Origin of the sequence: Brachybacterium sp. NPDC056505 (assembly GCF_042794925.1) — a bacterium.
In the GTDB taxonomy this organism is placed as follows: domain Bacteria; phylum Actinomycetota; class Actinomycetes; order Actinomycetales; family Dermabacteraceae; genus Brachybacterium; species Brachybacterium kimchii.
The window spans coordinates 1-21,046 of record NZ_JBHTSV010000015.1 but is presented as its reverse complement, the minus strand read 5'-3'; the positions used below and the strand labels follow the sequence as shown (position 1 = coordinate 21,046).

Genomic DNA, 21,046 nt, shown 5'->3' with positions numbered 1-21,046 from the left:
CGGACCGGGCCTTCCGTCGCTCAGGAGCGCGTGAACGTCTCCTCGCCGTCCTCGCGCACGGCCTGGCCGTTCGAGAAGTCCTGGATGCGGCGGCCGTCCACGACCCGTGAGGCGGCGAGCGGGAGACCCCATGCCGTGGTCCAGGTGCGGAACTGGGTCGCGCGGGCATCCTTCGCGCCGGACGCGCTGGAGATGACGAAGCCCTTGGTCAGCCGCGTGACGTAGTACGCCCCCTCGACGTGGACGAGCTGGGTGACGGTGCCCAGCGTCTTCTCCCCCGGGCTCGCGAAGGCGTCCAGGTGCAGCCTCCACGCGCTCGAGATCGCGGAGGTCGTGCTGCTGCGCATCCCGGACAGCTTCGGGTAGAACGCGTTGCCCGGGCATTCGGTCGCGTTCACGTCCCGGTGGCCGAAGATGCGCCGCAGGTGCGCCGTCTCGCCCTCGTCGTACAGGCTGCCGCCGCCGGTCACGGTGGAGACCCAGTCGAACTGCTGACTCGCGTTCGTGCGGAAGGCGCCGAGCAGCTTCCAGGCGGCGACCTTCTGCACCGCGGAGATCGCTGCGCTGGGCGGCGCGCTCGAGGTGAAGGTGCCCATCACGCTGACCCCGCAGCTGAAGGTGTTGAAGCCGTAGGCGTGCGCCCCGATGATGTGCTTGTGCAGCCCGCCGTGGCGCCCCTCGTAGATCGTGCCGTACCTGTCGACGAGCAGGTTGTAGCCGATGTCCGCCCAGCCCAGCGTCTTCGTGTGGTAGCTCAGGATGCCCCGCAGGAGCTGGGGCGCATCGGCCTTCGCGTACGAGTTCGAGCCCGCAGTGTGGTGGACGACGACGGCCCGCAGCTCGCTCGCGGAGCTCACCGAGCCCACGAGCGACTCGTCGGCGCCCCAGGCGCTGCGGCGCACGATCGTGGGGGCGCCGGGTCCGAGCTCGACGGCGTCGCCGGCGGCGACCGCCCGGGTGCTCATGCGCTGAAGGGCCGACGGGGCGGCGCCGTCCTTCTCCTCCTCGCGCGGGGAGGTGGTGAGGACATGGGCGGTGAGCTCGTCGCTGACATCCTCGCCGTCGCGGACCGCGACCAGTTCGATCTCGTCGGCCGCGCCCAGCCAGGCGGGCTCCGCGGCGCCGAGGGACGTCCCGTCCTCGGGATCCTCGGCGATCTCGAGCGGGAACCAGGAGCTCCACTCCGCCCCGCTCGCGCGGCCGCGCACCCGCAGGACGTCGGGCTCCGTGCCGCTCCAGCTGGCGCCGACCATCGTTCCGGCGGCGTCCTCGATCACGCGAGCTCGGGCGCCCTGGTCGCTCGCGCGTCGGGGCAGGTCCGCGAGGGGCACGTCGCGCGTACGGGTCTCTCCGCCCGTGACCGAGGGGTCGGCGTGGACCGGCGCGGCGAGGGCGAGGGCGCCGCCTCCGGCGAGTGCGAGGGGGAGGGTGAGGGCGCCGGCGCGCAGCAGGCCGCGGCGGCCGATGTCCTGCGTCGTGGGCTCTGGGATCGTGGGGCGCGGGTACGTGGATCGCGGGGTCATGGCAGGTCTCCTGGGGGGAAGGGATCCGGCTCGGACGCTCCCCACGCTAGCGGACGCGGGCGAGGCGGCGCCTCCCCTGGGACGGCCACGGACCTGCCCGGGATGACGAAGGGCCCGCCGAGCAGCGGCTCGGCGGGCCCTTCGTGCGTCGGACGACGCGGAGTCCGGATGGCCTGGATCAGGCCTCCTCGGACTCCTCGTCGGCGCTCTTCACCGCGTTGACGAAGCCGGCCTTCTCGGCGGCCTCGGCGGTGCGGAACCAGACCTCGGCGACGGTGCGGCCGTACCAGGGCGAGTCCGGCGCGTGGAACTTCATCGAGTCCTCGTTGCCCTTGATGTCGAAGCCCTCGGGCGGGTTCTCCCCGCGGAAGGAGTCCTCGCCGTAGGGGGCCTCGGTCGCGGCCTCGTCGGCCTTCGCGGCGTCGGCCTTGGCAGCGCCCTTGGCGGCGCCCTCGGCCTCCTTCACGACGGCCTGCTTGGGCGAGTACGCCTCGCTGACCAGCTCGATGACGGCCATCGGGGCGTTGTCGCCCTTGCGGGGGCCGACCTTGGTGATGCGGGTGTAGCCGCCGGGACGCTCAGCGAGGGTCGGGGCGATCTCCTCGAAGAGCACGTGCACGACGCCGCGGTCGCGGATGGTGCGCATGACGCGACGGCGCGCGGCCAGGTCGCCCTTCTTCGCGAAGGTCACCAGACGCTCGGCGTACGGGCGCAGCCGCTTCGCCTTGGTCTCGGTGGTGGTGATGGACTTGTGACGGAACAGCTCGGTCGCGAGGCTCGCGAGGATCATCCGCTCGTGGGCGGGGGATCCACCGAGGCGAGCACCCTTGGTGGGAGCAGGCATGGTCGTTCTCCTAGAAGATGGAAAGACGGAAGGTCAGTACTGGTCGCCGTAGTCGTCGTCGTAGGTCGCGATGGCCGAGGGATCGAAGCCGGCCGGCGAGTCCTTGAGCGACAGACCGAGGTCGGCGAGCTTCGCCTTGACCTCGTCGATGGACTTCTGCCCGAAGTTGCGGATGTCCAGCAGATCGGCCTCGGAGCGGGAGGTGAGCTCACCGACGGTGTGCACGCCCTCGCGCATGAGGCAGTTGTACGAGCGGACCGTGAGGTTCAGGTCGCTGATCGGCAGGGCGAGGTCCTGCGCGAGCGCCTGGTCCGTCGGCGAGGGGCCGATCTCGATGCCCTCCGCCTCGTTGTTCAGCTCGTGGGCCAGGCCGAACAGCTCGACCAGGGTCTTCCCGGCCGACGCCAGGGCGTCGCGCGGGGAGATGGCCGGCTTGGTCTCGACGTCCACGATGAGACGGTCGAAGTCGGTGCGCTGCTCGACGCGGGTCGCCTCGACCTTGTAGGTCACCTTGAGCACGGGCGAGTAGATCGAGTCGACCGGCACGCGGCCGATCTCGGCGTCCACGCCCTTGTTCTGCGCGGCGGAGACGTAGCCGCGGCCGCGCTCGACGACCAGCTCGATCTCCAGGCGGCCCTTCGACGAGAGGGTCGCGATGTGCAGATCCGGGTTGTGGATCTCGACGCCGGCCGGCGGGGTGATGTCGGCGGCGGTCACGTCGCCCTCACCCTCCTTGCGCAGGTACATCACGACGGGCTCGTCGTTCTCCGAGGAGACGACCAGGCCCTTGATGTTGAGGATGACCTCGGTGATGTCCTCCTTGACCCCGGGGACGGTGCTGAACTCGTGCAGCACGCCGTCGATGCGGATCGAGGTGACCGCGGCACCGGGGATCGAGGACAGGAGGGTGCGGCGCAGCGAGTTGCCGAGCGTGTAGCCGAACCCGGGCTCGAGCGGCTCGATGACGAACCGGGAGCGGTACTCCGACACGACCTCTTCGGTCAGCGTGGGGCGCTGTGCAATGAGCACGGTGTGTCCTTTCTGCGAGCGTCCGCCATATGACGCTCATGAGGGGTGGATGACCACGGGTCGTCGTCCCTGCGCACTCCCTCAGCGGGAGCGCGCGGGAACGACGGCTGCATCAGACGCGACGACGCTTCGGGGGGCGGGTGCCGTTGTGGGCCTGGGGGGTGACGTCCTGGATGGAGCCGACCTCGAGGCCGGTCGCGGTGAGCGAGCGGATCGCGGTCTCGCGGCCCGAGCCCGGGCCCTTCACGAAGACGTCGACCTTCTTCAGGCCGTGCTCCTGCGCGCGGCGGGCGGCGGCCTCGGCGGCCATCTGCGCGGCGTAGGGGGTGGACTTGCGCGAGCCCTTGAAGCCGACCTGGCCCGCGGAGGCCCAGGAGATCACGGCGCCGGTGGGGTCGGTGATGGAGACGATGGTGTTGTTGAACGTGCTCTTGATGTGAGCCTGGCCGTTCACGATGTTCTTGTTGGACTTGCGGCGCGGCTTGCGCGCCGCCGCCTGGCGGGTCTTCGTAGCCATGAGGCGGAGCTCCTCGGTTCAGTTCAGGTGATCGATGCGCCGTGAAGAGGCGGCGCGGAGTTGCTGCAGGGCGCGCGGAGCGCTGATCAGCGGGCCTTCTTCTTGCCGGCCACGGTGCGCTTGGGGCCCTTGCGGGTGCGCGCGTTGGTCTTCGTGCGCTGGCCGTGCACGGGCAGGCCACGACGGTGGCGCAGGCCCTGGTAGCTGCCGATCTCGACCTTGCGGCGGATGTCCGCGGCGATCTCGCGGCGCAGATCGCCCTCGTGCTGGTAGTTCGCCTCGATGTGATCGCGCAGCTTGACGAGGTCCTCGTCGCTGAGGTCGCGCACACGGATGCTCGGGTCCACGCCGGTGGCGGCGATGGTCTCGAGGGCGCGGGTGCGCCCGATTCCGAAGATGTACGTCAGGGCGACCTCGACGCGCTTGTCGCGCGGCAGGTCAACGCCAACCAGACGTGCCATGGTGCAGTTCTCCTACTGTCTCGGAGGCCTGAGACGACACCTCGCACCCGTGGTGCGCCGCAGCCTCCGTCTGCGGGTGTCCGTCGGGGTTTCCCCCGTCGGCGGTGCCGGCTCTTCTGTTGTGTCGGGGCCGTGGCCCCGTGCCCCGGATGCTCCGGGACTCCCGGATCACCGGGATGCCCGCTCGCCTCCCTCGTCGATCCGCAGGAAAGCGGATCTCGGGACGCGGCGCGGGCGCGGCTGCTCGCGCGGCCAGGGATTCTCGGGGGACCCGATCAGCCCTGACGCTGCTTGTGCCGCGGGTTCTTGCAGATGACCATGACCACGCTGTGGCGACGGATCACCTTGCAGCTGTCACAGATCGGCTTCACGCTCGGCTTGACCTTCATGACTTCCTTCTCGCGGGTTCAGGGGAATCTCTTCCCCGCCCGGCGGACCGCGCACGGGTGCGCGGCGCCGGGATCACTTGTAGCGGTAGACGATGCGGCCCTTGTCGAGGTCATAGGGGCTGAGCTCGACGACCACGCGGTCCTCGGGCAGGATGCGGATGTAGTGCTGCCGCATCTTCCCGGAGATGTGCGCAAGCACCTTGTGCCCGTTGTCCAGCTCGACCCGGAAACGCGCGTTGGCGAGCGCCTCCTTGACCGTGCCTTCGACCTCGATCACGCCGTCCTTCTTGGCCATGCCTCCCCTATCTCCTCGCCGCCGCGGTCGCGGGGCGGGGTTTCGCGTCGGTCTCCGGGCGCATCGCACACGGACCGGGCGGGCCCGGTTCCGGTGAGAGGCGCCTGGGCGCGCCCGAACGCGAACGGAGCACACCCGATCGACCATCCTACCGTCGAACTCGCGCAGGACCGAGGGGCGGAGGGGATGAACCCCGTCACGCCGCGGGCGCGGGTCGGGCGCGGAGCAGGTCCGGGTCAGGCCCCGAGCGGATCCGGCGCGGCGGCCACCCCGCGGGCGGCGAGCTCGGAGGCCCCGCCGTCGGCCGCGGTGAGGACCACGAGCCCCTGCTCGGTGACCGCGGTCGAGTGCTCGACATGGGCGGCGCGGCCGCCGCCAGTCGCACGCACCGTCCAGTCGTCGGCGAGCATCTCCCACTCCGCCGGGCCCTGGACGAGCATCGGCTCGATCGCGAGGCACATCCCGGGGACGATCCTCGGACCGCGGTCGCGGGTGCGGAAGTTCATGACGTCGGGGGCCTGGTGCATGGCCGTGCCGATGCCGTGGCCGCCGAACTCCTCGAGGTGGCTGAGCTCGCCGAGCGCCTCGGCGTCCACGTGGTCCTCGATGGCGGCGCCGATCTCGCCGACCCGGTGCGCGCTCGCGAGAGCGACGATGCCCTGCCAGAGTGCCTCGCGGGTCACCTCGACGAGGTGCCGATCGGCCTCGGAGTGGAACTCCCCGACCACGTGGGTCCGGGCGGCATCCGAGTGCCAGCCCTCGACGATGCAGCCGCCGTCGATCGAGACCAGGTCGCCCTCCTGGAGCACCTGGGCGCCCGGGATGCCGTGGACGATCACCTCGTTCACGCTGATGCACACGGTGGCGGGGTACCCCTGGTACCCCTTGAAGTTCGGCAGCGCGCCCTCGTCGCGGATCATCTCCTCGGCGAGGCGGTCGAGCTCGCCGGTGGTGACGCCCGGGCGGATGTGGTCGGCGAGCATGTCGTGCACGCGCGAGAGCAGCAGACCGCTGCGCCGCATGAGGGCGATCTGCTCCGGGGTCTTGATTTCCGGGCGTTCGCGGCGCAGAAGGCTCATCGGGTCGACCCGGCTCCGGTGCGCCGGCTCAGCGGGCGCCGAGGACGCTCAGCAGCTCCTCGGTGACCTCGTCGATGGAGCGCATGCCGTTCACCCGGTGCAGGATGCCGCGCCGCTCGTAGACGTCGACGAGGGGCGTCGTCTGCTCCGCGTACACCTCGAGGCGGCGGCGGATGGTGTCCTCGGTGTCGTCGGAGCGGCCCTGCTCGGCGCCGCGCGCGACGAGCCTCTGGATGACGGCGTCGTAGTCGACCTCGAGCATGAGCACCGCGTCGACGCCGCCCTCGCCGTCCTCGAGGATGCCGTCGAGCGCCTCGACCTGGTCGAGGGTGCGCGGGTAGCCGTCCAGGAGGAAGCCGCCGCGGGCGTCGCTCTCCGCGAGGCGGGAGCGCACCATGTCGTTGGTGACGGAGTCGGGGACGTACTCGCCCTTCTCCATGTACGACTTCGCGAGCTTCCCGAGCTCGGTCTCCTGGGAGACGTTCGCGCGGAAGATGTCGCCCGTGGAGATGGCGGGGATGCCGAGCGCGTCGGCGATCCGGCCCGCCTGGGTGCCCTTGCCCGCACCGGGGGCGCCGATGATCAGCAGGCGGCGGGCGCCGGCCGCGGCCGCCGACGTCTCCGGGGAGGAGCCCTGCGCGCTCGTGGTGGGCTGATCGGTCATCGGAGGATCCCTTCGTAGTGGTGCTGCTGGAGCTTCGCGTCGACCTGCTTCACGGTGTCGAGGCCGACGCCGATGATGATGAGCAGGGACGCGCCGCCGAGCGGGAAGTTCTGATTGGCGCCCAGGTAGACGAGCGCGAACAACGGGATCAGGGAGATCACCGCGAGGTAGACGGCGCCCGGGGTCTGGATGCGGTTGATGACGTACTGCAGGTAGCGCTCCGTGGGCTTGCCCGCGCGCACGCCCGGAACGAAGCCGCCGTACTTCTTCATGTTGTCGGCGATCTCCTCCGCGTTGAAGGTGATCGAGGTGTAGAAGAACGCGAAGAAGACGATGAGCGCCACGTAGACCGTCGCGTAGATCCAGGAGAAGGTCGCGCCCATCACGAGGTGGGCGTTGACCCACTGCACCCATCCGGCCGACGGGTCCCCGAACGAGGAGATCAGCTGCGGGAGGGCGAGGATGGAGCTCGCGAAGATCACCGGGATCACGCCGGCCTGGTTGACCTTGACCGGGATGTAGGTGGAGGTGCCGCCATACATGCGCCGGCCCACCATGCGCTTGGCGTACTGGACGGGGATGCGGCGCTGGGACTGCTCCACGAAGACGACGCCCACCATCACGACGAGCGCGACGAGGATGATCAGCGAGAAGGTCATCCAGCCCTGCAGCTGCCAGATCTGGCCCATGGAGGACGGGAACGCCGCGGCGATCGAGGTGAAGATCAGCAGGGACATGCCGTTGCCGATGCCGCGCTCGGTGATGAGCTCGCCCATCCACATGATCAGCACGGTGCCGACGGTCATCGTGAGCACCATCAGGACCAGCGTCAGGATCGCCTGGTCGGGGATCACCTGGAGGTTGCAGCCGGCGAAGAAGCTGCCGGTGCGCACCATGGTGATGATCGTGGTGGCCTGCAGCACGGCGAGGCCGATGGTGAGGTAGCGCGTGTACTGGGTGAGCTTGGCGGTGCCCGCCTGGCCCTCCTTGTGCAGCTCCTCGAACCGCGGGATCACCACGCGCAGCAGCTGGATGATGATCGAAGCGGTGATGTAGGGCATGACGCCCAGGGAGAACACCGACATCTGCAGCAGCGCGCCGCCCGAGAACAGGTTCACCATCCCCAGGACGCTGCCGCTGCCCGTGGAGGCCTGCTCGGCGCACGCGGTGACGTTGGTGTAGTCGAACCCGGGGGTGGGCACGAAGACACCGAGCCGGTAGATCGCCATCAGAGCCAGGGTGAAGAAGATCTTCGCCCGCAGCTCGGGGGTGCGAAACGCTCGGACGAACGCGTTCACGTGACTCCCTTCTCAGGGGCCCGTCGATGGGGCCCGGACATGCCGACAGGGCACCGCAGGAAGAGTATTTCCCCCTGCGGCGCCCCGTCAAAGAAGCGCGAGCGCGCTCACGCGGTGCGGGCCGTCCCGCCAGCCGCCGTGATCTTCTGCTCCGCCGAGGCGGAGAACTTCTGCGCGGTGACGTCGAGCTTCACGCTCACGTCGCCCGTCCCCAGCACCTTCACGGGCTGATTCTTGCGCACGGCGCCCTTGGCGACGAGATCCTCGACCGTGACCGTGCCGCCCTCGGGGAACAGCTCGGACAGGGTCGCCAGGTTCACGACCTGGTACTCGACGCGGAAGGGGTTGGTGAAGCCGCGCAGCTTCGGGAGCCGCATGTGCAGGGGCATCTGGCCGCCCTCGAAGCCCGCGGGCACCTGGTAGCGGGCCTTGGTGCCCTTGGTGCCGCGGCCGGCGGTCTTGCCCTTCGAGGCCTCACCACGGCCGACGCGGGTGCGCGCGGTCTTGGAACCGGGCGCGGGGCGCAGGTCGTGGAGCTTCATCGGGTTCTGCGAATCAGTCATGTGTCAGTCCACCTCTTCGACCGTCACCAGGTGGGTGACGGCGCGGATCATGCCGCGGATCTCAGGGCGGTCCTCCTTCACCACCGTGTCGCCGATGCGCTTGAGGCCGAGGCCGCGCAGGGTCGCACGCTGGATCTGGTTCTCGCCGATGAGGGATCGGGTCTGGGTCACCTTCAGCTGCATCACGCACCCACCTTCTCGGAGGCCTTGGCCTCGCGAGCGGCGGCGCGGCCTGCGGCCTGGGCGCGCAGCAGCGGGGCGGGGACGACGTCCTCGACCGGGAGACCGCGACGGGCCGCGACGGCCTCCGGCTCCTCGAGCTGCTTGAGCGCGTCGATGGTCGCACGCACGATGTTGATCTGGTTGCTCGACCCGAGCGACTTCGAGAGCACGTCGTTCACTCCCGCGCACTCGAGGACGGCGCGGACCGGGCCGCCGGCGATCACACCGGTGCCGGGGGCGGCAGGACGCAGCAGGACGGTGCCTGCGGCGTCGTGGCCCTGGACCTGGTGCACGACGGTGCCCTGGATGCGGGGGACGCGGAAGAAGTTCTTCTTCGCCTCCTCGACACCCTTGGAGATTGCCGAGGGGACCTCCTTGGCCTTGCCGTAGCCGACGCCGACGGTGCCGTCGCCATCGCCCACCACCACGAGAGCGGTGAAGGAGAAGCGGCGGCCGCCCTTGACGACCTTCGAGACGCGGTTGATGTTCACCACGCGCTCGAGGAACGCGGACTTCTCCGCTTCCTGCTGGCGGCCGCGGCCCTCGCCGCGACGCCCACCGCGCCCGCGGTCGTTGCCGCCGCTGCGCGAATCGTTGTTGGAGTTCTCGCCCCGACGGCCGGAGGCCGCGGGACCGCTGTTCCGCTGCTGTGCAGCCATATCAGTTCCTCTTCTCGTCCTGTGTCCGGGGGGCGATCACAGTGCCAGGCCGGCCTCGCGAGCGCCGTCGGCGACGGCGGCCACGCGGCCGTGGTACTTGTTGCCACCGCGGTCGAAGACGACCGCGTCGATGCCGGCGGCCTTGGCGCGCTCGGCGACGAGGGTCCCGACGGTGCGGGCCTTGTCCGACTTGGTGCCCTCGGCCCCGCGCAGGTCCTGCTCCATGGTGGAGGCCGACGCCAGGGTGATGCCCTTGGCGTCGTCCACGACCTGGACGAACATGTGGCGCTGCGAGCGGGTGACCACCAGACGGGGGCGCTCGGCGGAGCCGACGATGCGGCGGCGCACGCGCAGGTGGCGACGGCCGCGGGCGCGCAGGCGGCTGCCGCGGGAGCCGGTCGTGTGCTTCTCTGCGTAACCCATGATCACTTACCAGCCTTTCCGGCCTTGCGCAGCACGACCTCGTCCGCGTAGCGCACGCCCTTGCCCTTGTACGGCTCGGGCGGGCGGATGCCGCGGATCTTCGCTGCGACCTGGCCCACCTGCTGCTTGTCGATGCCGGCCACCGCGAACTTGGTGGGCGACTCGACGGAGAAGGAGATCCCCTGGGGGGCCTTCACGATGACGGGGTGGGAGAAGCCGAGCGCGAACTCGAGGTCGGTGCCCTTCGCGGTCACACGGTAGCCCGTGCCCACGATCTCCAGCTTCTTCTCATACCCCTCGGTCACGCCGAGGAGGATGTTGTTGACGAGCGTGCGGGTGAGGCCGTGCAGCGCACGGTTCTCCTGCTCGTCGTCGGGACGGCGCACGACGAGCTCGCCGGCGTCGTTGCGCTCGATGGTCAGGGGCTCAGGCACGGTGTGCGAGAGTTCGCCCTTGGGACCCGTCGCCGTGACGGTGCGGCCATCGATGGTGACGTTCTGGACGGCTGCCGGCACGGGGACCGGTCGGAATCCGATGCGGGACATTTCGGTGTGCTCCTCTCCCGCTCACCAGATGTAGGCGAGGACTTCCCCACCCACACCCTTCTTGGCAGCCTGCTTGTCGGTCAGGAGGCCGGAGGACGTGGACAGGATCGCCACGCCCAGGCCGCCGAGGACCTTGGGCAGATTGGTGGACTTGGCGTACACGCGAAGGCCCGGCTTCGAGATGCGACGGACGCCGGAGATGGCGCGCTCGCGGCTCTGGCCGTACTTGAGCTCGAGAACGAGGTTCTTGCCCACCTCGGCCTCTTCCTCGTGCCAGCCGAGGATGTAGCCCTCGGACTTCAGGATGTTCGCGATGCCGCTCTTCAGCTTCGAGTACGGCATGGTGACGGAGTCGTGGTAGGCGCCGGAGGCGTTCCTGACACGCGTCAGCATGTCCGCGATCGGGTCGGTCATGGTCATGTCTTAGTGCTTCTTCCTCACCTGGTTTCCTGCCGCGGCGCCGTGGCGCTCTTCGCAGGACCTGTGGTGATAGTCCTTACCAGCTGCTCTTCGTGACGCCGGGGAGCTCACCGCGGTGAGCCATCTCGCGCAGGCACACGCGGCAGAGCCCGAACTTGCGGTACACCGAGTGCGGACGACCGCACCGCTGGCACCGGGTGTAGGCGCGCACGCCGAACTTCGGCTTGCGCTCCTGCTTCTTGATCAGCGCTGTCTTTGCCATGTCAGTTCTCCTTGAAGGGGAAGCCGAGCAGCTTGAGCAGGGCGCGTCCCTCGTCGTCGGTCTTCGCGGTGGTCACGACCGTGATGTCCATGCCGCGGACGCGGTCGATCTCGTCCTGGTCGATCTCATGGAACATGACCTGCTCCGTGAGGCCGAAGGTGTAGTTGCCGCTGCCGTCGAACTGCTTGGCCGACAGACCGCGGAAGTCGCGGATGCGGGGCAGCGCGGTGGACAGCAGACGGTCCAGGAACTCCCACATGCGGTCGCCGCGCAGCGTCACGTGGGCGCCGATCGGCATGCCCTCGCGCAGCTTGAACTGGGCGATGGACTTGCGGGCCTTGGTCACCTGGGGCTTCTGACCGGTGATGGTGGCGAGGTCGCGGATCGCGCCGTCGATCACCTTCGAGTCGCGAGCGGCGTCGCCGACGCCCATGTTCACGACGATCTTTGTCAGGCCGGGGACCAGCATGACGTTCTCGTAGCCGAACTGCTCGGTGAGCTTGGCCTTGATGTCGTCACGGTAGGTGCTCTTCAGGCGCGGGGTGGGCGCCTCGGTCGTCACGGTGCTCATCAGATGTCCTTCCCGGAGCGCTTGGCGTAGCGCACGCGGACCTGCTTGGTGCGGCCGTTCTCGAGCTCGAGGGTCTCCACGCGGTAGCCGACCTTGGTGGGACGGTTGTCCTCGGGGTCGACGAGCGCCACGTTCGAGACGTGGATCGGAGCCTCGCGCTGCTCGATGCCACCGGCGCCGCCCTGCTGGGTCGGACGCAGGTGGTGGGTGCGGCGGTTGACGCCCTCCACCAGCACGCGCTGCGTGTCGGTGAACACCTCGAGCACACGGCCCTGCTTGCCCTTGTCGCCCGGCTCGAGCCCGCGCTTGGCGGCCTTGTCGCCATCGCTCGTGCGGCCGGTGATGACCTGGACCAGGTCACCCTTCTTGATCTTCATGCCTGCCATGTCACAGCACCTCCGGCGCCAGCGAGATGATCTTCATGAACCGCTTGTCGCGCAGCTCGCGGCCCACGGGGCCGAAGATGCGCGTGCCTCGCGGCTCGCCGTCCGTCTTGAGGATCACGGCGGCATTCTCATCGAAACGGATGTAGGAACCGTCGGCGCGGCGGCGCTCCTTGGTGGTGCGCACGACGACGGCCTTGACGACATCGCCCTTCTTGACGTTGCCACCGGGGATGGCGTCCTTGACGGTCGCCACGATGGTGTCGCCGATGCTTGCGTAACGGCGACCGGAGCCACCGAGAACGCGGATGCAGAGGATCTCCTTCGCACCCGTGTTGTCGGCGACCTTCAGTCGCGACTCCTGCTGAATCACTCAGTACTCCTGTCGTCTCGCCGGTTCTCGCCACCCGGGACGGGGGAGCCAGCCTTGCGGAACGGATATGGACCGTTGCCCGCATCCCCGGCCTCGGGGGCCGGAGCGCGGTGCGGAGCACGGCGGGCATCAAAAAACCCTCCGGCGGACTCGGACACACCCGGGGCTCACGAGGAGCCGATGGTGCGCGGTCTCCGACGGGGGATGGACGCTGCGGTCCGCATCCTCCGTGCGCGCCCGAGGGCGTGCACGAGATCAGCAACTGTTCAAGTGTACGGGCCGAGCGGGCTCCTGCGGAAGGGCGTCGGCGACCAAAGAGCTGTGTCCTTGCTCATGCGGGGCGCGCGGACGCCGATGGGCCCGGCCGACGAGCATTCGTCGGCCGGGCCCACGATCGGGAGGTGCGCTCCCCCGCGTCCTTCACGAGGCCTCGAGCACCGGGTCCGTCAGGAACCCGCCCCCACGCGATCCGCGCCCGAGGCTCCGCTGCCGTCGCGGCCCTCGTCCTCGAGCTGCGCGTCAGCTTCGGAGGGAAGCCCCGCGCCGGGGACGTCCATCGCGGCCTCGATCTCCGCCTCCATCTCAGGATCGACCACGATGGGCATCTCCGAGGTGTTCAGGAGCGGGTTCTCGTCCTGGTGGGCGACGAGCTCCCGCGCCTCCTCGGCGGTCTCGACCGAGGGGAAGGAGCCCAGCAGGGGCCGCTTCGCGCTCTCGCTCATGAAGATCACGGCGATGCCGGCGACCAGGCCGAAGAACATGAGCCAGAAAGCGGGCATGTAGCTGTTGCCCGTCCACTTGATGAGCGTCTGGGAGATCACCGGGGTCGTGCCGCCGAACAGCGAGACCGAGATGTTGTAGGCGATCCCCATCGCGCCGTAGCGGGCGGCCGTCGGGAACAGCGCAGGGAGAGCCGCGGCCGAGGGGCCCACGAACAGAGCGACCGGGAGCGCGACGATCAGCATCGCCACCTGGATCTCCAGGAACGAGCTCTGGTGCATGAGCCAGAACGCCGGAAGCATGAGGACGACCGCACTCGCTGACGCCGTGAAGTACACGGCCCGACGCCCGAAGCGATCGGAGGCCTTGCCGGCGAGCGGGATCATCCCGCACAGGATGAGCAGAGCCGGGATCGTGGTCGCGGCGCTGGTCATCTCGTTGTACCCGAACTGCGTCCCCAGATACGTGGGCATGTAGCTCGTGAGCGCGTAGCCCGTCGTGTTCGTGGCTGCCACGATCGCGACTGCGATGAGAAGCTCGCGCCAGTGGTAGCGCACGATGTTGATCGGGCCCTTGCGCGCGTGCAGGGAGCTTGAATCCTCCGCGGCGGACCCGCCCTGTGCCTCCTGCTCGGCCTCGGAGGCCTCGAACGCAGGAGTCTCGGGGATACGGGCGCGGAACCAGATGGCGACCGCGCCGAGCGGGATCGCGATGAGGAACGGCACGCGCCATCCCCAGGCGAGCATGGCATCGGGGCCCCAGACCGCCGAGGTGATGAGGTGCGTGAGGGCCACGGCTCCCGCGCCGAGGGCGAAGCCGAAGTACGAGCCGACGTCGAGCGTCGAGGCGTAGAACCCGCGCTTCTTGTCGGGCGCGTACTCCGAGACGTAGGTCGTGGCACCCGCGTACTCGCCGCCCGTCGAGAAGCCCTGCACGAGCTTCAGGGCGTACAGCAGGAACGCCGCCCAGACGCCGATGTCGGAAATCGTCGGCAGCACGCCGATCAGGGCCGTAGCGAGAGCCATCATGGCCATCGTGAAGAAGAGGACCTTCTGACGGCCGATCTTGTCGCCGAGGGGCCCCAGCACCAGACCGCCGAAGGGACGGACGAGGAAGCTCACCGCGAAGCCCAGGAGGCTCAGGATCTGGTCGAGCGACTCGCTGCCGGTGTCGAAGAACAGCTGCGACAGCATGATGGCCATGTAGCCGTAGACGCCGAAGTCGAACCACTCCATGACGTTCCCGACCACGGTGCCGCCGATCGCGGTGCGCACCTTGGAGCCCTTGACGACGAGGACGTCATCGACCTCGAGGCGCGGCTGCTTGGGCTTGCGTCCGAGGAGCCGACGGCCCGGGCGGCGCGCTCCGCCCGGACGGTCGCCGTCCGAGCGGGCCTCGGGCTGCGCATCGGCCTCGGAGCCGAGCTGGGGGTCGGCACCGAGCGTGGGCTCGGCGCCGGGCAGAGATGAGGGCTCTGAAGAGGACATGGACCTGCCTTCGTGGGGCTGAGGTGCCGAGGGGTCGTCGCTCTGCCACGAGAGCGGCCGACGCTTCCTTCCTCGTGCCCCGGGGGAGATCCGGCGACGAGCCGTCGGAGGTCCCGAGGAGCGGGCACGGCGCACTAGGAAAACAGGTTTCGAGCCCGATGTCAGGTCCATGACCTGGATCGATGCTCGAAACCGGGGGTTGACCAGTGCATACGTGAATGTCTCACACGGCGTGTCGCGCTTCACATCCGGACGGTTCTCGGGGGCCTCGCACAGGGTGCTCCGCCGGGTGCCGCGGGTCGCCGGCAGCCGCCCTCGGACATGCGAGAGGCCGGCCGCCCCGGGTGGGGGCGACCGGCCTCAGCGGCGCATGACGCCGGTGATCCGCGAGGGATCAGAGGGTCACTTGGCCTTCTCGATGATCTCGACCAGGCGCCAGTGCTTCGACGCCGAGAGCGGGCGCGTCTCCATGAGGAGGACCTGGTCGCCGATGCCGGCGGTGTTCTCCTCGTCGTGCGCCTTGAACTTCTTGGTCTTGGTCATGACCTTGCCGTACAGGGAGTGCTTCACGCGCTCCTCGACCTCGACGACGATGGTCTTCTCCATCTTGTCGGAGACGACGTAGCCGCGCAGGGTCTTGCGGTAGGGACGGTCGTGCGAGGAGGCGTGGTGCCCCTCGACGGCTGCGTCCTCGTGGACGTTGTCGTTCATGTGTTCTCCTCGCTTCGCGGTCACTCGGCGGTCGGGGCCTGGCGGATCCCCAGCTCGCGCTCACGCAGGATCGTGTAGATCCGCGCGATGTCCTTCTTGACGGACCGCAGGCGGCCGGAGCTCTCCAGCTGGCCGGTCGCGGACTGGAAGCGGAGCTTGAACAGCTCGTCCTTGGCCTTCGACAGCTCGTCGGCCAGCTTCTGGTCGTCCAGCTTGTCGAGCTCCTCGGCGGTGAGCTTGGTCGCTGCCATCAGATGTCACCACCCTCTCGGCTCAGGAGGCGGCACTTCATCGGCAGCTTGTGCGCTGCCAGGCGCAGCGCCTCACGAGCCACCTCATCGGACACACCGGCGACCTCGAACATGACGCGGCCCGGCTTGACGTTGGCGACCCACCACTCCACGGAGCCCTTGCCCGAGCCCATGCGGACCTCGGCAGGCTTCTTGGTGAGCGGTCGATCGGGGTAGATGTTGATGAACACCTTGCCGCCGCGCTTCATGTAGCGGGTCATGGCGATACGCGCGGCCTCGATCTGGCGGTTGGTGACGTACGCCGGCGCGAGCGCCTGGATGCCGTACTCGCCGAACGCGAGATCGTTGCCGCCCTTGGACATGCCGCTGCGGGTGGGGTGGTGCTGCTTGCGGTGCTTGGTCCTGCGGGGGATCAGCATGTCCCTCAGGCCTCCGTTCCGGACTCAGCGGGCGCAGCGCTCTGCTCGGCGGCGGCGGGAGCGGCCTGCTCGGCCTGCTCGGGACGCTGCTGACGGGCGGCGGCGTTGCGCTCGTTGCGACGGCCGCGCGGACGCTCGGCACGCGGGCCCCGACCGGAGCGGGGACCCTGCGAGGCGGCCTGCTGGGCCGCGAGCTCCTTGGCGGTGACGTCGCCCTTGTAGATCCACACCTTCACGCCGATGCGGCCGAAGGCGGTGCGGGCCTCGTAGAAGCCGTAGTCGATGTTCGCGCGGAGGGTGTGCAGAGGCACGCGACCCTCGCGGTAGAACTCGCTGCGGCTCATCTCGGCGCCGCCGAGGCGGCCGGAGACCGCCACGCGGATGCCCTTGGCGCCGGCGCGCTGCGCGGACTGCATGCCCTTGCGCATCGCACGGCGGAAGGACACGCGAGCGGCGAGCTGCTCGGCGATGCCCTGCGCGACCAGCTGCGAGTCGGCCTCGGGGTTCTTGACCTCGAGGATGTTCAGCTGGATCTGCTTGCCGGTGAGCTTCTCGAGCTCGCCGCGGAGGCGCTCGGCCTCCGCACCGCGGCGCCCGATCACGATGCCCGGGCGGGCGGTGTGCAGGTCGACGCGGACACGATCACGGGTGCGCTCGATCTCGACCTTGGAGATGCCGGCACGCTCGAGCCCCTCAGACATGAGCTTGCGGATCGCGACGTCTTCCTTCACGTAGTCGCGGTACCGCTGCCCCTCCTTGGTGGAGTCGGCGAACCACCGGCTGGTGTGCTCCGTGGTGATCCCGAGGCGGAACCCATTGGGATTGACCTTCTGGCCCATACGGGACTCCTTACTTGTTCACGGGAGCGACCACCACGGTGACGTGGCTGGTGCGCTTCTTGATCTGGAAGGCACGACCCTGAGCTCGCGGCTGGAACCGCTTCATGGTCGGACCCTCGTCGACGTACGCGGCGGAGACGACGAGCTCCTGCTCATCGAAACGCTCCCCCGCCTGATCGGCCTTCACCCTGGCGTTGGCGATCGCGGACTGCACGAGCTTCAGGACGGGCTCGGAGGCCACCTGCGGTGCGAACCGCAGGATGTCCTGAGCCTCCACCGTGCTCTTGCCACGAATCAGGTCCACAACGCGCCGGGCCTTCATGGGCGACATGCGGAGATACCGCACCTGCGCCTTGGCTTCCATTGCTGTCCTCTCTTCGAGAGAAGTGCTGCCGTCACTGACTCGCGTCAGCGACGACGGCCCTTCCGGTCGTCCTTCTCGTGGCCCTTGAAAGTCCGCGTGGGGGCGAACTCGCCGAGCTTGTGGCCCACCATCGACTCGGTGACGAACACCGTGACGTGCTTGCGGCCGTCATGCACTGCGAAGGTGTGGCCGAGGAAGTCCGGTGTGATGACCGAACGACGCGACCAGGTCTTGATGACGTTCTTGGTGCCCTTCTCGTTGGCGACGTCGACCTTCTTCTGAAGGTGGTCGTCGATGAACGGGCCCTTGGCAATACTGCGAGGCATACTTCTGGCTCCCTATCAGCGCTTCTTGCCCGTGCGGCGACGACGGACGATGAGCTTCTCGCTCTCCTTGTTCGGACGCCGGGTGCGGCCCTCGGGCTGGCCCCAGGGCGACACCGGGTGACGACCACCGGAGGTGCGGCCCTCGCCGCCGCCGTGCGGGTGGTCGACCGGGTTCATGACCACGCCGCGCACGTGCGGGCGCTTGCCCTTCCAGCGCATGCGGCCGGCCTTGCCCCAGTTGATGTTCGACTGCTCGGCATTGCCGACCTCGCCGATGGTCGCGCGGCAGTCCGCGTCGACGTTGCGGATCTCGCCGGAGGGCATGCGCAGCTGCGCGAAGCGGCCCTCCTTGGCGACCAGCTGCACGGAGGCGCCGGCCGAACGGGCGATCTTCGCTCCGCCGCCGGGGCGCAGCTCGATGGCGTGCACCACGGTGCCCAGCGGGATGTTGCGCAGGGGCAGGTTGTTGCCCGGCTTGATGTCGGCGCCGGCGCCGTTCTCGACCCAGTCGCCCTGACGGAGCTTCGCGGGTGCGAGGATGTAGCGCTTGTCGCCGTCCGCGTAGTGCAGGAGTGCGATGCGAGCGGTGCGGTTGGGGTCATACTCGATGTGAGCGACCTTGGCGTTCACGCCGTCCTTGTCGGCGCGGCGGAAGTCGATCACGCGGTAGGCGCGCTTGTGGCCACCGCCGCGGTGACGCGAGGTGATGCGACCGTTGGAGTTGCGGCCGCCGCTCTTGGAGAGCGGGCGGACCAGCGACTTCTCGGGCTCACTGCGAGTGATCTCGACGAAGTCGGCGACGCTCGAGCCGCGACGGCCCGGCGTGGTCGGCTTGTGCTTGCGAATTCCCATGGTGGGTTTCCCTCTGACTCTCTTCGGATCCTCGGCGATCGGTCGCTCAGGCGACCGACCCTCCGAAGATGTCGATGGTTCCGTCGGTCAGGGTGATGACAGCGCGCTTGGTGTCCTTGCGCTTGCCGGTCCCGTAGCGGGTGCGGCGCGCCTTGCCCTGGCGGTTGATCGTGTTCACCGAGGCGACCTTCACGTCGAAGATCTTCTCGATCGCGATCTTGATCTCGGTCTTGTTGGCGCGGGGGTCCACCTCGAAGGTGTACTTGCCCTCGTCCATCAGCCCGTAGCTCTTCTCGGAGACGATCGGGGCCAGGACGATGTCCCGCGGGTCCTTGGTCAGCGTGGTCACTTGGACTCCTCCTCGACGCCCGCGCTCTTCGCCGCGGCGAAGGAGGACGTGGGCAGGGACAGGGTGGCGCGCGCGACGAAGTCCTCGAGGCCGCCGGAGGTGAACACGACGTCGTCGCTCAGCATGACGTCGTAGGTGTTCAGCTGGTCGGCGAACAGGACATGCGCCGTGGGCAGGTTGCGGGTGCTCAGGGCGCCCAGCTCGTCGTCGCGACGGATCACGACGAGGACGTGCTCGCGCTCGGAGATGCGGCCCAGCGCGGTGCGGGCGGCCTTCGTCGAGGGCGCGTCGCCCTCGAGCAGCGAGCTCAGGACGTGGACGCGGCCGTTGCGCGCCCGGTCCGAGAGGGCGCCGCGCAGCGCGGCGGCCTTCATCTTCTTGGGGGTGCGCTGGCTGTAGTCGCGCGGGACCGGCCCGTGGACGATGCCGCCGCCGGCGAACTGAGGAGCGCGGATCGAGCCCTGACGAGCGCGGCCGGTGCCCTTCTGCTTGTACGGCTTCTTGCCGCCGCCGGCCACCTCGCCGCGGGTCTTCGCCTTGTGCGTGCCCTGACGGGCGGCCGCGAGCTGGGCGACGACGACCTGGTGGATGAGCGGGACGTTGGTCTGCACGTCGAAGATCGACGCGGGGAGCTCGGCCGTGCCGGACTTCTTCCCGGCCGGGTCGAGGACGTCGACGGTCAGGTTCTCTGCCATCGGGCTCAGGCCTCCTTCACGGGGCTCTTGACGGCCGAGCGGACCAGCACGAGACCGCCCTTGGGGCCGGGGACGGCACCCTTGACGAGCACGAGGCCCTTCTCGACGTCGACCGCATGCACGGTCAGGTTCTGGACACTGGTGCGGACGTTGCCCATGCGGCCGGCCATGCGCAGGCCCTTGAACACGCGACCAGGGGTGGAGGCGCCGCCGATCGAGCCGGGCTTGCGGTGGTTGCGGTGCGCACCGTGGGAGGCGCTGACACCGGCGAACCCGTGGCGCTTCATGACGCCCGCGGTGCCCTTGCCCTTGGTGGTGCCGACGACGTCGACCTTCTGGCCGGCCTCGAAGACCGAGGCGTCGATCTCCTGGCCGACGGTGAAATCACCGGCGTCGGAGGTGCGCAGCTCCGCGAGGTGACGGCGCGGGGTCACGCCGGCCTTCTCGAAGTGGCCCTTGAGCGGCTTGCTCACCTTGCGGGGATCGATCTGGCCGTACGCGATCTGGACCGCGTCGTAGCCGTCGACCTCCACGGAGCGCACCTGGGTGACGACGTTGGAGTCGGTCTGGACGACGGTGACCGGCACGAGCTTGCCGTTCTCGTCCCAGACCTGGGTCATGCCGAGCTTGGTGCCGAGCACGCCGGCGACGGCGCGGGCAGCCTGCCCTGTCAGTTCGTTGCTCATATCGGCCTGCCTCAGAGCTTGATCTCGATGTTGACGTCCGCCGGCAGATCGAGGCGCATCAGCGAGTCCACGGCCTTGGGCGTGGGATCGACGATGTCGATCAGACGCTTGTGCGTGCGCATCTCGAAGTGCTCGCGGGAGTCCTTGTACTTGTGGGGCGAACGGATCACGCAGAACACGTTCTTCTCGGTCGGCAGCGGCACGGGGCCGACAACGGTCGCACCCGCACGGCTCACCGTGTCGACGATCTTGCGCGCCGAGCTATCGATGACCTCGTGGTCGTACGACTTCAGCCTGATGCGGATCTTCTGTCCCGCCATGGCGTCCTGTCTCTCTCTCGTCTGGACATTCATGCAGTCGGCACCGGTACCCGAGGACGGGCGTGTCGCACTCCCTAGGGGACGAAGCCCCATGGGCGAGTGACCGTTGCCGGCTGGTCCGTGCTCTCCCTCTTCACGATGCGCTCTCGACGCGGTGGCGCCGTTCGCATCCTGGGGCTGGGCCTCATCCGGTGATCATTCGCCGCGTCGCGCAGAGCGCGGGAGCGGAGAACGGAACCGGGCATGTCGGCCCGCACAGACAACTCCCCCAGTCTGCCATCCCGCATGCTCCCCGTCGAGGGCAGGACAGGTGGAGCGAGTCACACGGCACAGTCCTGTCTGCGAGCGCGGGGACGGCCCGCGGAGGTCGCACCGACATCGCACCGACATCGCACCGATCCCGCGCGGGAGGTGGGGGCGCCGGTGCCCGGAGCAGAGCGGCGGCGCCCGGTGCTGATGACGTCGACGGGCCGATGGTGGGGAGCCGTGGCGATATCGCCACGGCTC

32 protein-coding genes are annotated in these 21,046 nt (G+C 69.2%); all 32 read right to left on the bottom strand.

The window, feature by feature from the left end; translation table 11 throughout:
* Nucleotides 1-20: 20 nt before the first annotated feature.
* Nucleotides 21-1,523, bottom strand: coding sequence for a peptidoglycan recognition protein (locus tag ACFQ53_RS09845; RefSeq protein ID WP_377858833.1), 1,503 nt, complete (start codon nt 1,521-1,523; stop codon nt 21-23).
* Between the two features lie 178 nt (nt 1,524-1,701).
* Entirely contained in the window at nt 1,702-2,367 is a 666-nt protein-coding gene (gene rplQ / locus ACFQ53_RS09840) for a 50S ribosomal protein L17 (RefSeq protein ID WP_249478976.1), read from the bottom strand.
* 33 nt (nt 2,368-2,400) lie between these two features.
* Entirely contained in the window at nt 2,401-3,396 is a 996-nt protein-coding gene (locus tag ACFQ53_RS09835) for a DNA-directed RNA polymerase subunit alpha (RefSeq protein ID WP_152351801.1), read from the bottom strand.
* 112 nt (nt 3,397-3,508) lie between these two features.
* Nucleotides 3,509-3,913, bottom strand: a complete 405-nt coding sequence (gene rpsK / locus ACFQ53_RS09830; protein ID WP_109274700.1) for a 30S ribosomal protein S11 — start codon at nt 3,911-3,913, stop codon at nt 3,509-3,511.
* An 86-nt stretch (nt 3,914-3,999) separates the two neighbouring features.
* Nucleotides 4,000-4,374 carry a 30S ribosomal protein S13 gene (gene rpsM, locus ACFQ53_RS09825; RefSeq protein WP_200501860.1) on the bottom strand — a complete coding sequence of 125 codons (375 nt, stop codon included), beginning with the start codon at nt 4,372-4,374 and terminating at the stop codon, nt 4,000-4,002.
* Between the two features lie 275 nt (nt 4,375-4,649).
* Nucleotides 4,650-4,763, bottom strand: coding sequence for a 50S ribosomal protein L36 (rpmJ, locus tag ACFQ53_RS09820; RefSeq protein WP_087105259.1), 114 nt, complete (start codon nt 4,761-4,763; stop codon nt 4,650-4,652).
* Between the two features lie 73 nt (nt 4,764-4,836).
* Entirely contained in the window at nt 4,837-5,058 is a 222-nt protein-coding gene (gene infA, locus ACFQ53_RS09815; protein WP_109274698.1) for a translation initiation factor IF-1, read from the bottom strand.
* 236 nt (nt 5,059-5,294) lie between these two features.
* The gene (map, locus tag ACFQ53_RS09810) at nt 5,295-6,137 is read right to left on the bottom strand and encodes a type I methionyl aminopeptidase (protein ID WP_377858817.1); all 843 of its coding nucleotides are present in this window, start codon (nt 6,135-6,137) and stop codon (nt 5,295-5,297) included.
* A gap of 28 nt (nt 6,138-6,165) precedes the next feature.
* Nucleotides 6,166-6,801, bottom strand: a complete 636-nt coding sequence (locus ACFQ53_RS09805; RefSeq protein WP_377858815.1) for an adenylate kinase — start codon at nt 6,799-6,801, stop codon at nt 6,166-6,168.
* Nucleotides 6,798-8,099, bottom strand: a complete 1,302-nt coding sequence (secY, locus tag ACFQ53_RS09800) for a preprotein translocase subunit SecY (RefSeq protein ID WP_249478972.1) — start codon at nt 8,097-8,099, stop codon at nt 6,798-6,800. The genes ACFQ53_RS09805 and secY overlap by 4 nt, the downstream gene beginning before the upstream one ends.
* Nucleotides 8,100-8,206: 107 nt before the next feature.
* Nucleotides 8,207-8,662: a 50S ribosomal protein L15 gene (gene rplO, locus ACFQ53_RS09795; RefSeq protein WP_214651121.1), complete on the bottom strand. Its 456-nt coding sequence runs from the start codon at nt 8,660-8,662 to the stop codon at nt 8,207-8,209.
* Nucleotides 8,663-8,665: 3 nt separating this feature from the next.
* Entirely contained in the window at nt 8,666-8,845 is a 180-nt protein-coding gene (gene rpmD, locus ACFQ53_RS09790; protein WP_214651140.1) for a 50S ribosomal protein L30, read from the bottom strand.
* Complete coding sequence (rpsE, locus tag ACFQ53_RS09785) at nt 8,845-9,543, bottom strand: 30S ribosomal protein S5 (RefSeq protein WP_249478971.1); 699 nt, start codon at nt 9,541-9,543, stop codon at nt 8,845-8,847. Before rpsE ends, rpmD begins: the two co-directional genes overlap by 1 nt.
* A 36-nt stretch (nt 9,544-9,579) precedes the next feature.
* Entirely contained in the window at nt 9,580-9,966 is a 387-nt protein-coding gene (gene rplR, locus ACFQ53_RS09780) for a 50S ribosomal protein L18 (RefSeq protein WP_152351793.1), read from the bottom strand.
* 2 nt (nt 9,967-9,968) lie between these two features.
* Nucleotides 9,969-10,511, bottom strand: coding sequence for a 50S ribosomal protein L6 (gene rplF, locus ACFQ53_RS09775; protein ID WP_152351792.1), 543 nt, complete (start codon nt 10,509-10,511; stop codon nt 9,969-9,971).
* A gap of 21 nt (nt 10,512-10,532) precedes the next feature.
* Nucleotides 10,533-10,931: a 30S ribosomal protein S8 gene (rpsH, locus tag ACFQ53_RS09770; RefSeq protein WP_152351791.1), complete on the bottom strand. Its 399-nt coding sequence runs from the start codon at nt 10,929-10,931 to the stop codon at nt 10,533-10,535.
* A 76-nt stretch (nt 10,932-11,007) separates the two neighbouring features.
* Nucleotides 11,008-11,193 (bottom strand): type Z 30S ribosomal protein S14, encoded by a 186-nt coding sequence (locus ACFQ53_RS09765; RefSeq protein ID WP_152351790.1) that lies wholly within the window; start codon nt 11,191-11,193, stop codon nt 11,008-11,010.
* A 1-nt stretch (nt 11,194) separates the two neighbouring features.
* Nucleotides 11,195-11,764, bottom strand: a complete 570-nt coding sequence (rplE, locus tag ACFQ53_RS09760; RefSeq protein WP_152351789.1) for a 50S ribosomal protein L5 — start codon at nt 11,762-11,764, stop codon at nt 11,195-11,197.
* Nucleotides 11,764-12,150 (bottom strand): 50S ribosomal protein L24, encoded by a 387-nt coding sequence (gene rplX / locus ACFQ53_RS09755; protein ID WP_152351788.1) that lies wholly within the window; start codon nt 12,148-12,150, stop codon nt 11,764-11,766. Before rplX ends, rplE begins: the two co-directional genes overlap by 1 nt.
* 1 nt (nt 12,151) lies before the next feature.
* On the bottom strand, nt 12,152-12,520 hold the full coding sequence (gene rplN / locus ACFQ53_RS09750) for a 50S ribosomal protein L14 (protein WP_152351787.1): 369 nt from the start codon (nt 12,518-12,520) through the stop codon (nt 12,152-12,154).
* Between the two features lie 446 nt (nt 12,521-12,966).
* Nucleotides 12,967-14,727 (bottom strand): MFS transporter, encoded by a 1,761-nt coding sequence (locus tag ACFQ53_RS09745; RefSeq protein ID WP_377858804.1) that lies wholly within the window; start codon nt 14,725-14,727, stop codon nt 12,967-12,969.
* A gap of 402 nt (nt 14,728-15,129) precedes the next feature.
* On the bottom strand, nt 15,130-15,438 hold the full coding sequence (gene rpsQ / locus ACFQ53_RS09740) for a 30S ribosomal protein S17 (protein ID WP_377858801.1): 309 nt from the start codon (nt 15,436-15,438) through the stop codon (nt 15,130-15,132).
* A gap of 20 nt (nt 15,439-15,458) precedes the next feature.
* On the bottom strand, nt 15,459-15,689 hold the full coding sequence (rpmC, locus tag ACFQ53_RS09735; RefSeq protein WP_152351785.1) for a 50S ribosomal protein L29: 231 nt from the start codon (nt 15,687-15,689) through the stop codon (nt 15,459-15,461).
* Nucleotides 15,689-16,108 (bottom strand): 50S ribosomal protein L16, encoded by a 420-nt coding sequence (gene rplP / locus ACFQ53_RS09730; protein WP_377858798.1) that lies wholly within the window; start codon nt 16,106-16,108, stop codon nt 15,689-15,691. The genes rpmC and rplP overlap by 1 nt, the downstream gene beginning before the upstream one ends.
* A 5-nt stretch (nt 16,109-16,113) precedes the next feature.
* Complete coding sequence (rpsC, locus tag ACFQ53_RS09725) at nt 16,114-16,947, bottom strand: 30S ribosomal protein S3 (RefSeq protein WP_200501866.1); 834 nt, start codon at nt 16,945-16,947, stop codon at nt 16,114-16,116.
* Nucleotides 16,948-16,957: 10 nt separating this feature from the next.
* Nucleotides 16,958-17,311, bottom strand: a complete 354-nt coding sequence (rplV, locus tag ACFQ53_RS09720; protein ID WP_249478968.1) for a 50S ribosomal protein L22 — start codon at nt 17,309-17,311, stop codon at nt 16,958-16,960.
* 44 nt (nt 17,312-17,355) lie between these two features.
* Nucleotides 17,356-17,637, bottom strand: coding sequence for a 30S ribosomal protein S19 (rpsS, locus tag ACFQ53_RS09715; RefSeq protein ID WP_152351781.1), 282 nt, complete (start codon nt 17,635-17,637; stop codon nt 17,356-17,358).
* Between the two features lie 15 nt (nt 17,638-17,652).
* Nucleotides 17,653-18,489: a 50S ribosomal protein L2 gene (rplB, locus tag ACFQ53_RS09710; RefSeq protein ID WP_249478967.1), complete on the bottom strand. Its 837-nt coding sequence runs from the start codon at nt 18,487-18,489 to the stop codon at nt 17,653-17,655.
* A gap of 46 nt (nt 18,490-18,535) precedes the next feature.
* The gene (gene rplW / locus ACFQ53_RS09705) at nt 18,536-18,838 is read right to left on the bottom strand and encodes a 50S ribosomal protein L23 (protein ID WP_377858793.1); all 303 of its coding nucleotides are present in this window, start codon (nt 18,836-18,838) and stop codon (nt 18,536-18,538) included.
* Complete coding sequence (rplD, locus tag ACFQ53_RS09700; RefSeq protein WP_377858790.1) at nt 18,835-19,533, bottom strand: 50S ribosomal protein L4; 699 nt, start codon at nt 19,531-19,533, stop codon at nt 18,835-18,837. Before rplD ends, rplW begins: the two co-directional genes overlap by 4 nt.
* 5 nt (nt 19,534-19,538) lie before the next feature.
* Nucleotides 19,539-20,219, bottom strand: a complete 681-nt coding sequence (gene rplC / locus ACFQ53_RS09695) for a 50S ribosomal protein L3 (protein ID WP_249478966.1) — start codon at nt 20,217-20,219, stop codon at nt 19,539-19,541.
* A gap of 11 nt (nt 20,220-20,230) precedes the next feature.
* Nucleotides 20,231-20,539, bottom strand: a complete 309-nt coding sequence (gene rpsJ, locus ACFQ53_RS09690) for a 30S ribosomal protein S10 (RefSeq protein WP_050668652.1) — start codon at nt 20,537-20,539, stop codon at nt 20,231-20,233.
* Between the last annotated feature and the right edge of the window lie 507 nt (nt 20,540-21,046).

Coding starts and splice junctions, on each gene's coding strand:
- ACFQ53_RS09845 (WP_377858833.1), bottom strand. CDS start 1,523: ATGACCCCGCGATCCACGTACCCGCGCCCCACGATCCCAGAGCCCACG.
- rplQ (WP_249478976.1), bottom strand. CDS start 2,367: ATGCCTGCTCCCACCAAGGGTGCTCGCCTCGGTGGATCCCCCGCCCAC.
- rpsK (WP_109274700.1), bottom strand. CDS start 3,913: ATGGCTACGAAGACCCGCCAGGCGGCGGCGCGCAAGCCGCGCCGCAAG.
- rpsM (WP_200501860.1), bottom strand. CDS start 4,374: ATGGCACGTCTGGTTGGCGTTGACCTGCCGCGCGACAAGCGCGTCGAG.
- rpmJ (WP_087105259.1), bottom strand. CDS start 4,763: ATGAAGGTCAAGCCGAGCGTGAAGCCGATCTGTGACAGCTGCAAGGTG.
- infA (WP_109274698.1), bottom strand. CDS start 5,058: ATGGCCAAGAAGGACGGCGTGATCGAGGTCGAAGGCACGGTCAAGGAG.
- map (WP_377858817.1), bottom strand. CDS start 6,137: ATGAGCCTTCTGCGCCGCGAACGCCCGGAAATCAAGACCCCGGAGCAG.
- ACFQ53_RS09805 (WP_377858815.1), bottom strand. CDS start 6,801: ATGACCGATCAGCCCACCACGAGCGCGCAGGGCTCCTCCCCGGAGACG.
- rplO (WP_214651121.1), bottom strand. CDS start 8,662: ATGACTGATTCGCAGAACCCGATGAAGCTCCACGACCTGCGCCCCGCG.
- rpmD (WP_214651140.1), bottom strand. CDS start 8,845: ATGCAGCTGAAGGTGACCCAGACCCGATCCCTCATCGGCGAGAACCAG.
- rpsE (WP_249478971.1), bottom strand. CDS start 9,543: ATGGCTGCACAGCAGCGGAACAGCGGTCCCGCGGCCTCCGGCCGTCGG.
- rplR (WP_152351793.1), bottom strand. CDS start 9,966: ATGGGTTACGCAGAGAAGCACACGACCGGCTCCCGCGGCAGCCGCCTG.
- rplF (WP_152351792.1), bottom strand. CDS start 10,511: ATGTCCCGCATCGGATTCCGACCGGTCCCCGTGCCGGCAGCCGTCCAG.
- rpsH (WP_152351791.1), bottom strand. CDS start 10,931: ATGACCATGACCGACCCGATCGCGGACATGCTGACGCGTGTCAGGAAC.
- ACFQ53_RS09765 (WP_152351790.1), bottom strand. CDS start 11,193: ATGGCAAAGACAGCGCTGATCAAGAAGCAGGAGCGCAAGCCGAAGTTC.
- rplE (WP_152351789.1), bottom strand. CDS start 11,764: ATGAGCACCGTGACGACCGAGGCGCCCACCCCGCGCCTGAAGAGCACC.
- rplX (WP_152351788.1), bottom strand. CDS start 12,150: ATGGCAGGCATGAAGATCAAGAAGGGTGACCTGGTCCAGGTCATCACC.
- ACFQ53_RS09745 (WP_377858804.1), bottom strand. CDS start 14,727: ATGTCCTCTTCAGAGCCCTCATCTCTGCCCGGCGCCGAGCCCACGCTC.
- rpsQ (WP_377858801.1), bottom strand. CDS start 15,438: ATGAACGACAACGTCCACGAGGACGCAGCCGTCGAGGGGCACCACGCC.
- rpmC (WP_152351785.1), bottom strand. CDS start 15,689: ATGGCAGCGACCAAGCTCACCGCCGAGGAGCTCGACAAGCTGGACGAC.
- rplP (WP_377858798.1), bottom strand. CDS start 16,108: ATGCTGATCCCCCGCAGGACCAAGCACCGCAAGCAGCACCACCCCACC.
- rpsC (WP_200501866.1), bottom strand. CDS start 16,947: ATGGGCCAGAAGGTCAATCCCAATGGGTTCCGCCTCGGGATCACCACG.
- rplV (WP_249478968.1), bottom strand. CDS start 17,311: ATGGAAGCCAAGGCGCAGGTGCGGTATCTCCGCATGTCGCCCATGAAG.
- rpsS (WP_152351781.1), bottom strand. CDS start 17,637: ATGCCTCGCAGTATTGCCAAGGGCCCGTTCATCGACGACCACCTTCAG.
- rplB (WP_249478967.1), bottom strand. CDS start 18,489: ATGGGAATTCGCAAGCACAAGCCGACCACGCCGGGCCGTCGCGGCTCG.
- rplD (WP_377858790.1), bottom strand. CDS start 19,533: ATGGCAGAGAACCTGACCGTCGACGTCCTCGACCCGGCCGGGAAGAAG.
- rplC (WP_249478966.1), bottom strand. CDS start 20,219: ATGAGCAACGAACTGACAGGGCAGGCTGCCCGCGCCGTCGCCGGCGTG.
- rpsJ (WP_050668652.1), bottom strand. CDS start 20,539: ATGGCGGGACAGAAGATCCGCATCAGGCTGAAGTCGTACGACCACGAG.